This is a genomic window from Paraburkholderia sp. AV2, assembly GCF_054968425.1.
This window is the reverse complement of record NZ_JBANLK010000041.1, coordinates 48,746-60,965: the sequence shown is the minus strand read 5'-3', so window position 1 is coordinate 60,965 and position 12,220 is coordinate 48,746. Positions and strand designations below refer to the sequence as shown.

At 69.0% G+C, this 12,220-nt stretch carries 9 protein-coding genes; 5 read left to right on the top strand and 4 right to left on the bottom strand.

Annotated elements, in window-relative coordinates; translation table 11 throughout:
- The 3 genes from V8683_RS23945 to V8683_RS23935 form a co-directional block, all read left to right on the top strand.
- The coding region (locus V8683_RS23945; protein WP_462880683.1) for an aldehyde dehydrogenase family protein at positions 1 to 449 on the top strand (449 nt) is incomplete at its 5' end.
- A 56-nt stretch (positions 450 to 505) separates the two neighbouring features.
- Positions 506 to 1,264 (top strand): SDR family oxidoreductase, encoded by a 759-nt coding sequence (locus tag V8683_RS23940; RefSeq protein WP_411190303.1) that lies wholly within the window; start codon positions 506 to 508, stop codon positions 1,262 to 1,264.
- 13 nt (positions 1,265 to 1,277) lie between these two features.
- Positions 1,278 to 2,597, top strand: coding sequence for an MFS transporter (locus V8683_RS23935; protein WP_411190304.1), 1,320 nt, complete (start codon positions 1,278 to 1,280; stop codon positions 2,595 to 2,597).
- Positions 2,598 to 2,694: 97 nt separating this feature from the next.
- On the opposite strand, the gene V8683_RS23930 is transcribed toward V8683_RS23935, so the two are convergent.
- The 3 genes from V8683_RS23930 to hemC are packed head-to-tail and all read right to left on the bottom strand — an operon-like array spanning position 2,695 to position 7,018.
- The gene (locus V8683_RS23930; protein WP_411190306.1) at positions 2,695 to 3,894 is read right to left on the bottom strand and encodes a heme biosynthesis protein HemY; all 1,200 of its coding nucleotides are present in this window, start codon (positions 3,892 to 3,894) and stop codon (positions 2,695 to 2,697) included.
- A gap of 2 nt (positions 3,895 to 3,896) precedes the next feature.
- Positions 3,897 to 5,996: a fused uroporphyrinogen-III synthase HemD/membrane protein HemX gene (hemDX, locus tag V8683_RS23925; protein WP_411190307.1), complete on the bottom strand. Its 2,100-nt coding sequence runs from the start codon at positions 5,994 to 5,996 to the stop codon at positions 3,897 to 3,899.
- A complete protein-coding gene (gene hemC / locus V8683_RS23920; protein WP_411190308.1) occupies positions 5,993 to 7,018 on the bottom strand; it encodes a hydroxymethylbilane synthase in 1,026 nt (341 codons plus the stop codon). Before hemC ends, hemDX begins: the two co-directional genes overlap by 4 nt.
- Before the next feature lie 234 nt (positions 7,019 to 7,252).
- On the opposite strand from hemC, the gene ppc reads away from it, so the two are divergent.
- The gene (ppc, locus tag V8683_RS23915; RefSeq protein WP_411190309.1) at positions 7,253 to 10,345 is read left to right on the top strand and encodes a phosphoenolpyruvate carboxylase; all 3,093 of its coding nucleotides are present in this window, start codon (positions 7,253 to 7,255) and stop codon (positions 10,343 to 10,345) included.
- Positions 10,346 to 10,424: 79 nt separating this feature from the next.
- Here ppc and V8683_RS23910 read toward each other — a convergent pair whose 3' ends face one another.
- On the bottom strand, positions 10,425 to 11,189 hold the full coding sequence (locus V8683_RS23910; RefSeq protein WP_411190310.1) for a class I SAM-dependent methyltransferase: 765 nt from the start codon (positions 11,187 to 11,189) through the stop codon (positions 10,425 to 10,427).
- A gap of 104 nt (positions 11,190 to 11,293) precedes the next feature.
- Between V8683_RS23910 and V8683_RS23905 the strand changes: the two genes are divergently transcribed.
- A complete protein-coding gene (locus tag V8683_RS23905) occupies positions 11,294 to 12,124 on the top strand; it encodes a helix-turn-helix transcriptional regulator (protein ID WP_411190311.1) in 831 nt (276 codons plus the stop codon).
- Positions 12,125 to 12,220 lie beyond the last annotated feature (96 nt).

Sequence of the window (12,220 nt, the reverse complement as noted above, 5' to 3'; positions counted from 1 at the left end):
GGGGGGGCGCTTTCCCCGACGACGCGCCCAACTACGCCACCCCCCCGGCGGCCCGCGGGCGCATCGTCGCCGAAGCGCCCGCGCAAGGCTTCTACGAAGCCCCCGCCCTGCTGCGCGACGTGCCGCCGCAAAGCCGGCTCGCCCAGGAAGAGGTCTTCGGCCCGGTCCTCGCCGCCATGCCGTTCGACGACGAAGCCCAGGCCATCGCGCTGGCCAACGGCACGCCCTACGGACTCGTGGCCGGCATCTGGACGCGCGACGGCGCGCGCCAGTTGCGCATCGCGCGCCGCGTGCGCGCGGGACAGGTGTTCGTCAACAACTACGGCGCGGGCGGCGGCGTGGAGTTGCCGTTCGGCGGCAGCGGGCAGTCGGGCCACGGCCGCGAAAAAGGCTTCGAGGCGCTCTACGGCTTCACGGTGCTCAAGACCATTGCCATCCGCCACGGCTGAACCCAAGCAGAACAGCGCTGCAAATCGATATCCATCGACAACAACACGGAGACACCATGCGACTCAAAGGCAAGACGGCCGTCGTCACGGGCGCCGGCTCGGGCTTCGGCGAAGGCATCGCGAAGACCTATGCGCGCGAAGGCGCGAACGTCGTCGTCAACGACCTGAATGCCGACGCGGCGCAGCGGGTGGCGAGCGAGATCGCCATCGCGGGCGGCAAGGCGATCGCCGTGGCGGGCGACGTGACGCGCGAAGCCGACTGGCGCGCCCTGCACGACGCGGCGCTGGAGGACTTCGGCAGCGTGCAGGTGGTCGTCAACAACGCCGGCACGACCCATCGCAACAAGCCCGTGCTCGAAGTGACCGAAGCCGAATTCGACCGTGTCTATGCCGTCAACGTGAAGGGGCTCTACTGGAGCGTACGCGCCTTCGTGCCGCACTTTCGCGCGCATGGCGCAGGCGTGTTCGTCAATATCGCGTCGACGGCCGGCGTGCGGCCGCGCCCCGGGCTCGTCTGGTACAACGGCAGCAAGGGCGCGATGATCGTCGCGAGCAAGGCGCTCGCAGCCGAGCTCGGCCCGGACGGAATCCGCGTGAACTGCGTGAATCCCGTGATCGGCAATACGGGCCTCACCGCCGAGTTCATGGGCGTCGCGGACACGCCGGAGAACCGCCAGCGCTTCATCACCAGCATTCCGCTCGGACGCTTCTCGACACCGCAGGACGTGGCGAACGCCTGCCTCTACCTCGCCTCCGACGAAGCCGCGTTCATCACCGGCACCTGTATCGAAGTGGACGGCGGCCGCTGCGTCTAGGCGAGGAGCGATCATGACCACTCCAGCGAATCACCTGCCGCAGGCGGGCGCCAGCGTGCCGCCCTCCGCTTTCGAGGAGGCCACCTACCGCAAGGTCGCGTGGCGCCTCATCCCGCTCCTGATGCTCTGCTACGTGGTCGCGTATCTGGACCGCGTGAACGTCGGCTTCGCCAAGCTGCAAATGAGCTCGGCGCTGAACCTCTCCGATGCAGTCTACGGCTTCGGCGCGGGCATCTTCTTCATCGGCTATTTTTTGTTCGAAGTGCCAAGCAACGTAATCTTGCATCGCGTGGGCGCGCGCGTCTGGATCGCGCGGATCATGATCACGTGGGGCATCGTCTCGATCCTGACCATGTTCATCACCACGCCGGCGATGTTCTACGTGATGCGCTTTCTGCTGGGCCTGTGCGAGGCGGGTTTCTTCCCGGGCATCATCCTGTACCTCACCTACTGGTATCCGGCGCAGCGGCGCGGCCGCATGACGACGTGGTTCATGACGGCCATCGCGATCTCGGGCGTGGTGGGCGGCCCGGTCTCAGGGTGGATACTCCGCTCCTTCGACGGACTGAACGGCTGGCAGGGCTGGCAATGGCTGTTCCTCCTCGAAGGAATACCGTCGATCCTCGTGGGCGTGCTGGTGTTTTTCGTGCTCGACGACCGCATCGGCAACGCAGCGTGGCTCACCGACGAAGAGCGCGCCCTGCTCGAACGCAATATCGCGGCCGAGGAGGCCACCAAGGAAGACCTGCCCCTCTCGACCGTGCTCACGAATCCGCGCGTGCTCGTGATGAGCCTCACCTACTTCTCGTTCGTGATGGGCCTCTACGGCGTGAGCTTCTGGCTGCCCACCCTCATCAAGGCGACGGGCGTCAAGGACGCGTTTGCCATCGGCCTCCTTTCCGCCATTCCGTTCGCGGCGGCCGTGGTCGGCATGGTGCTGGTGGCAAGGAGTGCCGACCGCACACGCGAGCGCCGCTGGCACATCGCGATTCCGGCGGCCGCGGGCGCGCTCGGCCTCGTGCTTTCGGTGACGTGGGCGCACGACACCACGCTCGCCATGGCCGCGCTCACGCTCGCGACGATCGGCATCCTCACCACGCTGCCGCTGTTCTGGAGCCTGCCCACGGCGTGGCTCGCGGGCACCGGCGCGGCGGCGGGCATCGCGCTCATCAACTCGATCGGCAATCTCGCGGGCTTCCTGAGCCCGTATGCCGTGGGCTGGCTGAAACAGGCCACCGCCGCCAACGACTCGGGCATGGTTATGCTCGCCGCCTTCATGATCCTCGGCGGCCTGCTCGCGCTCGCCGCGCCGGCGAAACTCGTGAACCGCTGATAGGCGGATTCCCCGCATGGTGCGCTTTCCGCCCGCCAAACAGAAATGGCCGCTATTGGCGGCCATTTCTGCTACGTGAATCCCGCAAGAAGCGCGCTTAGACGATATTCATCGACAGCGCACTCTCGCGATAGTGGCTCGCGGCCTTGCCGCTATCCCCAAGCTGCTCGTGCAAACGCGCGAGTGCGCGATGCGAGCGGATCTTGAGCGGCTCGTTGTCGGTGGCGTCGGCCGACTTGAGCGCCGCTTCGAGGAACGACTGCGCCTTGCCCCAAAGCTGCTGCTTCAGGCACAGGCGGCCGAGCGCGAACAGCAGGTCGCCGTCTTCGGGACGATCCTTGCGCCAGCCCTCCGCCTTCTGGATCAGCGGCAGCGCATCGGCGCCCGACGTGTCCGGATAACGGCGCAAGAGGCGCGCGTCCCAGTTCTGCGCGAGCGCCTCCTCGACGATCTTGCGCGCATCGTTCTGGCGATCCAGCGCGATCAGCAGTTCGGCCGCGCAGTCGGCAAGACGCGGCGAATGACGCTCGACGGGCGAGAGCGACTGCCACAGCTCGAGCAGCGCGTCGGCGTTGTGACGGCGATCGCGCAGCAGGTTCTCCGCCGCAAGCTGCCGCAGCCGCACGGCCACGGCCGGATGCAGCGCCTCGCGCTTTTCCAGCGTCTTCACGAGCTTGAGCACTTCGCTCCAGTTCTTCAACTGCTGCTGCGCGCGCAGCGCGATCTGCTGCGCGTGGATGCGGCGGCCGCCCTGCGAGCGCATTTCGGTCAACGCGGCGAGCGCGCCGTCGGCGTCGCGGCCGTCGGCGCGCATGTCGGCCGTCGCCATGAGGCGCGCTTCCTGCAGGTCGGCATCGTCGACCTGCGCGAGCCATTCGTCGCGGCGCGCGTATTCATGCAGCCGATGCGCGGCGAGCGCGGCAATAAGGCCGGCGGCGCCCTTGTTCTTCTCCTCGGAAAGCGAGTCGCGCGCGGCCTTCTCGGCGCGCGAGAAGCGGCCCGCATAGAGATTGCCGACGGCGTCGCGCAGCGCCGAATTCGCCTTCTCCGTGCGCATGCGCGCGCGATAGGCGGCAACGCGCCGCGGCATCGTCACGATGTTGCGCGCGAAGCGCAGGATCGCATAGAGCAGCAGGAAAGCCACGATCACGCCGACGATGAAGAGATTCAGCGAGACGTCCACGCGATACGGCGGATAGACGAACAGCACCTGCCCGGCGTCGAAGCGCCCCACCGTCGCGAGCGCGACGGCGATCACGAACAGGACGGCGAGCCAGAGGAGTCCACGGATGCCCATGCTTACCCCCGGCTCCGGTACTGCTCGACCGCCTGCAGGCTCGTGTCGATGTTCGGCACCGCCACCGCGGCCGAGCCCACGCTCACCGCCTTCACAAGATCGCGCACGGCCTGGGTCTCTTTCGACCCGCTGTCGAAGTAGCGCCCGAGCGCCGCGTCGGCGGCGGCGAGGTCGGACTTGAGCGTCGCCTCGTTGCGCGAGAGCAGCGAGAGGCGTGCCGAGAGCAGGCGCAGTTTCACGTTCTCGCGCACGAAGTAGCCCTGGTCGGGCGACACCAGCATGGCGTCGGCATTGTCGATGCGGCGCACCTGCACGAGACTCGCGATCTGCTGGCCGATGCCCGCGCCGAACGTCTGGAGCCACGCCTTCCAGCGCGGCTCGTTGTTGGCGGCGGCGGTCTGCGCGATATCGGCGGGCGCGGCGGCCTCCGGCTTCGTGTGCGCGACGATCGCCTCGCCCGCGAGCGGCAGCGTGTCGATCTGGGCGAGCGCCGTGTCGAGCTTGATCGCCAGCCCCGCGAGGTCGGTGGACGGCGCGGCCTTCAGCTTGTCGATGTCCTGCGCGATGGCCTTGCGCACCGCGAGCGCCTGCGGGCTGTCGGACGCGGCGAGGCGCGTGTCGGCGCTCTGCAGCGCGAAGAGCGCGAGCTGCGTGTTGCCGGTGAGCTGGAGCTGCTCGCTCGCGCTCGAGAGCATCTGGCCGACTTCGGCAAACGTCCAGTCGTCGCGGTTCTTCGCGAGGTCCGCATACTGCTGCGCGAGCGCCTGCTGCGAAGTCTGCGCGTCGGCGATCTTGCCTTCGAGCTGCGCGATCTGCTTGTCGAGCTGCTGCGCGCCCGCGATCGCCGCGTTGGCCTGCGCGCGCAGCGCGGCGGTCTGCTGATCGGCGGCCTGCTGGCGCTGCACGAGTTGCTGATCGACGCGGTCGAGCTTGCGGTTCAGCGCGTAGCCGCCCGCGCCCGCCCCGCCCGCCACCAGCACGAGGACGAGCCACAGCAGCGCGGAGCTGCCGCCGCGCCGCCCGCCGCTCGCCGCAACCGGTGCGGCGGACCAGACGGGCCGCGTGGGCGCGGATGACGCGCCCGCGGACGCGCTGTTCTGATGGGTCACGTTGCTGGAATCGTTCGAATCAGTCATGCGTGGTTGTGCCGGCGCCTGGGCCGGATTGTTCTGAACCGGTTGTACAACGGAAGAAGCGAGGCCTAGCAGCGTCTCGACGATGCGGTCGTCACCGGCGCCGGACACCGTAATCCTATCAAAACCCATTCCGCGGGCCGTGTCAGCGATGCGCGGATGCGGCGCGACGAGCGGCGCGTGGTACAGCTCGACGATCTCGCCCGCCGTGAGATGCTCGCGCGCGAGCTCGGCGAGGTTGCGCGCGCCCTCGGAACTCGTCACGAGCCAGGCATGCGGCACGCCCGCCAGCAGCGCGTGCACCTGCGCCCAGGCGGCGATGGACGGCTCGGGCACGACGCGCCGGTAGGCCGCGACAGCCTCCACCTCGGCGCCCGCTTCGCGCAGGCGCTCGGCCAGCCACTCGCGGCCGCCGTCGCCGCGCACGATCAGCACACGCCGGCCGGCGAGCGCGTCGGCGCCCAACTGCGCTTCGAGCGCCGCGTAGAGCGATTCGGAGTCGAAGCGCGCGGGCTCTTCGTCGCCGGTGCCCGTGGGGCTGATCACGCGATGCCCGGGCGCCGCGACGCCATGGCGCGCCAGCGCCGCGACGCTGGCCGGGCCGACCACGGCCACCGGCAAGGCATGCGGCCAGATCGACGAGATCGAGGCGTAGGCGGCGAACGCGCAATCGACGGCGTTCGGCGAGACGAACACGACGAGCGCGTAGCGGTCGAGGGCCGCGAGCGCCTCGCGCAGCGGGGCGTCGTCGCGGACCGGCTCGATCGAGATCAGCGGAAATTCGAGCGTGCGGAGGCCGCGTGCGACGAGTCGCGCCGCAAGCGCGGCGGACTGACCGGCCGGACGGGTAATGACGGCCGTGAACGACGCGAGTGGCGTGGACGGCGTGGGCGCGCCGCGATCGCTCGGGCTGCCCCATTCGTCGGGTTGGCGCGGGCGGCCGGCGCCGGGGTTCGCGGCGCCGGTCATTGCGGGTCTGCCGGGCCGGCGCCCGGCGGCGTGTTCGGGGCATCGGCCTGAGCCGCATCGGCGAGCGCGCGCACGATATCGAGCGCGCCCTGCGCGATCAGCGCATCGGCAACGTCGCGGCCCAGCGCGACGGCTTCGTCCACGCTCGCGGCCCGCGAGGCGCCCTCGGCGGCCAGCACGCGGCTCGCGTCGGGCGTGGCGATGGTGCCGCGCAACTGCAACGCGCCGTCGTGCCATTGCGCGTAGGCCGCGAGCGGCACCGAGCAACTGCCGCCCAGTGCGCGCGACACCATGCGCTCGGCCTCGACGGCCTTCGCAGTCGCCTCGTCGTGCAGCGGCGCGAGCCACGCGGCAATGTCGGCGCGATCGGCGCGGATCTCGATGCCGAGCGCCCCCTGGCCCGCCGCCGGCAGGCTGCTCTCGGGCTCGATGAGGGCGCGGATGCGCGCGCCGAGGCCAAGTCGCTTGAGGCCCGCCGCCGCGAGGATGATGGCCGCATAGTCGCCACGGTCGAGCTTGGCGAGACGCGTATCGAGGTTGCCGCGTAGCGGCTTCACGTCCAGATGCGGGTAATGCGCGCGGATCATCGCTTCGCGGCGCAGGCTTGACGTGCCCACCACGCTGCCGGGCGGCAGCTCGGCGAGGGAACCATGGTCGTTCGAAACGAACGCGTCGCGCGGATCCTCGCGCTCCATGACGGCCGTGAGCACGAAGCCTTCGGGCAGCTCCATCGGCACGTCCTTGAGCGAGTGCACGGCAAGATCGGCACGCCCTTCGGCCAGGGCCTGCTCGAGCTCCTTCACGAAGAGCCCCTTGCCGCCCACCTTCGAGAGCGTGCGGTCGAGAATTTGATCGCCGCGTGTCGTCATTCCAACGATTTTCACGTCGCAGGATGGATATAATTTGTGCAGCGCAGCTTGCACATGCTCGGCCTGCCACATCGCGAGGCGGCTCTCCCGCGAAGCGATCACCAGCGTGCGCGGTGTGGCCGACATGGGCGCGGATAAGATCTCGGAGTTCATGGCAAGGACATCGAATGACGGGATCGAAGAACAGAATCGGATAACAGGCAATGTTAGCACGCGCCCCTTTTCCGGCTGGCCCCATGGGGCTTTGCTGGCGTGGCGCCGGGTTATACCCACCCCCCGTTCCAGGTTGCACCCGCAGTAGCGAGCCCGGCGAGGCGCCGCGGCTCATGTATCAGGTAGTCTTTGGATCAACCGACTCATCCCCTGGCAAGCCTTAAGGAACCCATCGTGAAGTCTTCCGGATCGGCGCGAGCAGAGCGCCGCAACAACGCATCGCAGAACGCTTCTTCACCGGCCTCGAACACGACGGCCACGCAAACCGCCAGGCCGGCCAAAACCTCGAAAACCGCAAAGGCTGCGAAAGCGGCAACGGCCGGCACGGCGAGCACGACGAAGAAAGCGGTGAACGCGAAAGCGGCAGCGAAGACTCCGAAGACCCCGGCCCCGAAGACCGCCGGCGCCGGCGCGGCGAAGACTCCGGCGCGCAGCGCGCGCACGCGCGACGACAAGGACCAGCCGCTCTTCGACGACATCCGCTTCCTCGGCCGCCTGCTCGGCGGCGTGCTGCGCGAGCAGGAAGGCGACGCCGTGTTCGATGTCGTGGAAACGATCCGCCAGACCGCCGTGCGCTTTCGCCGCGAGGACGACAACGCGGCGGCGCTCGCGCTCGAAAAGCAGTTGCGCGCGCTCTCGCCCGAGCAGACCGTGAGCGTCGTGCGCGCGTTCAGTTATTTCTCGCATCTCGCGAACATCGCCGAAGACCGTCACCGCAACCGCCGCCACCGCATCCACGACCTCGCCGGCTCGGTGCCGCAGGCCGGCACCATCTCGCACTCGCTCGAACGCCTCGCGCAAGCCGGCGCGGCGGCAACGCCCGTGCTCCAGCAGTTCTTCAACGAGGCGCTGATCGTGCCGGTGCTCACGGCCCACCCCACCGAAGTGCAGCGCAAGAGCATTCTCGACGCGCAGCACGACATCGCGCGCCTGCTCGCCGAGCGCGACCAGCCGCTCACGCAGCGCGAGCGCGCGCAGAACGAAGCGCTGCTGGCCGCGCGCGTGACCTCGCTCTGGCAGACCCGCATGCTGCGCGACTCGCGCCTCACGGTCGCCGACGAAATCGAGAACGCGCTTTCGTACTACCACACGACCTTCCTCAGCGAGATCCCCGCGCTCTACGGCGAGATCGAAACGGTGCTCAAGGAGCACGGTCTCGCGGCGCGCCTGCCCGCGTTCCTGCAGATGGGCAGCTGGATCGGCGGCGACCGCGACGGCAACCCGAACGTCACCGCGGAAACGCTCGAAGCCGCGATCGAGCGCCAGGCCATCGTGATCTTCGAGCACTACCTCGAAGAAGTGCATAAGCTCGGCGCGGAGCTTTCGGTGTCGAACCTGCTCTCGGGCGGCAGCGAGGAGCTGAGGGCGCTGGCCGAGGCGTCGCCCGACACCTCGCCGCACCGCGTGGACGAGCCGTATCGCCGCGCGCTGATCGGCGTGTACACGCGCCTTGCCGCGAGCGCGCGCGTGCGTCTGGGCGAAGGCGTCGTCACCGTGCGCCGCGCGGGCCGCGCCGACCGCGGCGCGGCGCCGGTGCGTGCGCAGCCCTATGACGACGCCGCCGAATTCTCGCGCGACCTGCACGTCCTCATGGACTCGCTCGCCGAGCATCACGGCGCCTCGCTCGCCACGCCGCGCCTCGCGCCGCTCCTGCGCGCCGTGGAAGTGTTCGGCTTCCACCTCGCGAGCATCGACTTGCGCCAGAGCTCGGACATCCACGAGGCGGTGATCGCCGAACTGCTCGCGCGCGCGGGCGTCGAGGCCGATTACGCCGCGCTCTCCGAGGAAGACAAGCAGATCGTCCTGCTCGCCCAGCTCGCGGACCCGCGCATGCTGCGCACGCCGTATCTGGAGTACTCCGACCTCGTGAAGAGCGAGCTCGGCGTGCTGGAAATGGCGCGCGTGACGCGCGAAAAATTCGGCGCACGCTCGGTGCGCAACTACATCATCTCGCACACCGAAACGGTTTCCGACCTGCTCGAAGTGATGCTGCTGCAGAAGGAGACGGGACTCTTCAAGGGCCGCCTCGGCCACGCGGACGACCCGGCGAAGGCCGGCCTCATGGTGATCCCGCTCTTCGAGACGATCCCCGACCTGCGCAACGCGCCGAACATCATGCGCGACCTGCTCGCGCTGCCGGGCATCGACGGTATCGTCGAACACCAGGGCAACGAGCAGGAGATCATGCTCGGCTACTCGGACAGCAACAAGGACGGCGGCTTCCTCACCTCGAACTGGGAACTCTATCGCGCCGAGCTTGCGCTCGTGGCGCTGTGCCGCGAGCGCGGCATCACGCTGCGCCTCTTCCACGGCCGCGGCGGCACGGTGGGCCGCGGCGGCGGCCCGACCTACAACGCCATCCTCTCGCAGCCGCCCGGCACCGTGGAAGGACAGATCCGCCTCACCGAGCAGGGCGAGGTGATTGCGAGCAAGTTCGGCAACCCGGAGATCGGCCGGCGCAACCTGGAAACCGTGATCGCCGCGACGCTCGAAGCCACGCTCCTGCCGCAGGACCACGCGGGCAACTCGCCGCAGCAGTTGGCCGCCTACGAAGAGACGATGCAGGAGCTCTCGGACGCGGCGATGGCCGCGTACCGCTCGCTCGTCTACGAGACGCCGGGCTTCACCGACTACTTCTTCGCCTCGACGCCGATCACCGAGATCGCCGAGCTGAACATCGGCAGCCGCCCGGCCTCGCGCAAGCTGCAGGACCCGAAGAACCGCAAGATCGACGATCTGCGCGCGATTCCCTGGGGCTTCTCGTGGGGCCAGTGCCGCCTGCTGCTCACGGGCTGGTACGGCTTCGGCAGCGCGGTGGCCGCGTACCTCGACGAAGCGGGCAGCGAGGCCGAGCGCGCGCGGCGCCTCGCCCTCTTCAGGAAGATGTACAAGAGCTGGCCGTTCTTCTCGAACCTGCTCTCGAACATGGACATGACGCTCGCGAAGACCGACCTCGCAGTGGCCTCGCGCTACGCGCAGCTCGTCGCGGACAAGAAGCTGCGCAAGCACGTATTCGAGCGCATCGTGGCGGAATGGGAGCGCACGACGAAGGTGCTGGGCGAGATCACGGGCTCGGGCGAACGTCTCGCCGACAACCCGCTGCTCGCGCGTTCGATCAAGAACCGCTTCCCGTATCTCGATCCGCTCAATCACTTGCAGGTCGAGCTGATCAAGCGCTATCGCGCCGGCGACCCGAGCCCGCGCGTGCGGCGCGGTATTCATCTGACCATCAACGGGATTGCGGCGGGGTTGCGCAATACGGGTTGAGGCGGCGCGCTTCGCGCCATCTCGCTAAACACCAACGGCGTTGTGCTCTCAGGGGCACGACGCCGTTTTTTCATGGGGCTCAGCCGCGCCGCTTCGCCTCAATCATCAGCGCATCGAGCTTGAACGAGCCATCGCTCTGCACATCGAAATATTGCCGGACCTCGTCCGGCGCGCTCTCCCACATCGAACGGATGGCCGTGATTCGCCCGGCCGGCGTGCGCATGCGCGCCACCCACGAATCGAAGTCGATGCCGATGCGCCAGCGCTCGCTCACCTGCGCATCGAAGCCGGCGGCGTCGAGCATCGCGATCCATTCGTCGGCGCGATAGTCGCGGATATGCGAGGCATCGCGCAAAATTTCGATGGCCTGAATATGCGTGTCGTAAAGCGGATCGTCGATGCCCGCGATGTCGATGAACTTCAGGCGGCCGCCCGGCTTGAGCACGCGATGCACCTCGGCGAGCGCCTTCGGCACGTCGCGCCAATGGTGCGCGCTCATGCGGCTCACGGCCCAGTCGAACGAGCCGTCGGAAAACGGCAGCGTCTCGGCCGCGCCCTGCTGCGTGCGGATCGTGGTCAGGCCGCGCTCTTTCGCGGCGGCTTCGACCGTGGCGAGCATGGGCGGGGCAATGTCGTACGCCACCACCTCGCGCACATGCGGCGCCACTGCGAAGCTCGCATGCCCCGCGCCGCAGCCCATGTCCAGCACCGTCGCGTGGCCGCCGGTGGCCGCGAGCGTCGCAGCAAGGCTTTCCAGATCCGCCCCGCTCGCATGGACCTGGCTCGTGAGGTAGGCGGCGGCTGTCGAGCCGAAAGCGTCGGCCACCTGGTCGTGATGCTTCATCGAATGCTCCTTTTCCGGTTCGTCCTGCCGCTACAATAGAGCCCGTTTGGTACCAGTACAAGTTAAGCAGATATTCTGGTATCGCCAGCACCCGTCCCACGCCCATGAAGCCAGATACCCCCGCCGGCACGCCCGACTCCGGCGCCGCCCGCGTTCTCGACACCACGCCCGCGCAGGCGCTGGGCGATTTCATCCGCGCCCATCGCGAGCGGCTTTCCCCGCAGGCCGTGGGCCTGCCGCCCGGCCCGCGCCGCCGCACGCCCGGCTTGCGGCGCGAGGAAGTGGCCCAGCTCTGCGGCGTGAGCCCGACCTGGTACACGTGGATCGAGCAGGGGCGGCCCGTCTCGGCCTCGGCGGACGCGCTCGCGCGCATCGCCGTCGCGCTGCAGCTCTCGCGCGCCGAACGCGCCTATCTGTTCGAACTGGCCGCCCAGCGCGACCCTGCCGAGCCCGACGTGGCAGGCGCCGCCGACGCGCCCTCCACGCTGCTGCAAACGGTGCAGCTCGTGGATGCGCCCGCCTACGTGCTCGACCGCCAGTGGACGGCGCTCGCCTGGAACGCGCGCGCGACGGACCTGTTCACGGGCTGGCTGGACGGCGCGCACGACCGCAACCTGCTGCGCTTCACGTTCACGGAGCCGCTTGGGCGCGAGCTGATCGTCGACTGGGAAACGCGCGCGCGGCGCCTCGCCGCCGAGTTCCGCGCCGACTCGATCCGCCACCTGAACGACGCGCCGACCCGCGCGCTGATCGACTCGCTGATGGCGTCGAGCGACGCGTTCGCGCGCTTCTGGGCCTCGCAGGACGTGTTCGAGCGCGAGGGCGGCCGGCGCGAGTTCAATCACCCGCGGCACGGCCGCATCGCCTACGACCAGATCACGTTCAAACCCGCGCACCGCGAAGACTTGAAGCTGGTGGTGCTGGTGCGGCTCTGAGCAGCCCTGCGGCAGGGGCCGCGGTGTCCGTCGATGGTAAAATCGGGCTCTTTCGCGCCGCGCGCCGCCTTTACGCGAAGCGGCCACCGCGCGGGC

What these genes read in the sequence shown, in the direction of transcription:
- V8683_RS23940 (WP_411190303.1), top strand. Translation starts at nt 506, where the DNA reads ATGCGACTCAAAGGCAAGACGGCCGTCGTCACGGGCGCCGGCTCGGGC.
- V8683_RS23935 (WP_411190304.1), top strand. Translation starts at nt 1,278, where the DNA reads ATGACCACTCCAGCGAATCACCTGCCGCAGGCGGGCGCCAGCGTGCCG.
- V8683_RS23930 (WP_411190306.1), bottom strand. Translation starts at nt 3,894, where the DNA reads ATGGGCATCCGTGGACTCCTCTGGCTCGCCGTCCTGTTCGTGATCGCC.
- hemDX (WP_411190307.1), bottom strand. Translation starts at nt 5,996, where the DNA reads ATGACCGGCGCCGCGAACCCCGGCGCCGGCCGCCCGCGCCAACCCGAC.
- hemC (WP_411190308.1), bottom strand. Translation starts at nt 7,018, where the DNA reads ATGAACTCCGAGATCTTATCCGCGCCCATGTCGGCCACACCGCGCACG.
- V8683_RS23910 (WP_411190310.1), bottom strand. Translation starts at nt 11,189, where the DNA reads ATGAAGCATCACGACCAGGTGGCCGACGCTTTCGGCTCGACAGCCGCC.
- V8683_RS23905 (WP_411190311.1), top strand. Translation starts at nt 11,294, where the DNA reads ATGAAGCCAGATACCCCCGCCGGCACGCCCGACTCCGGCGCCGCCCGC.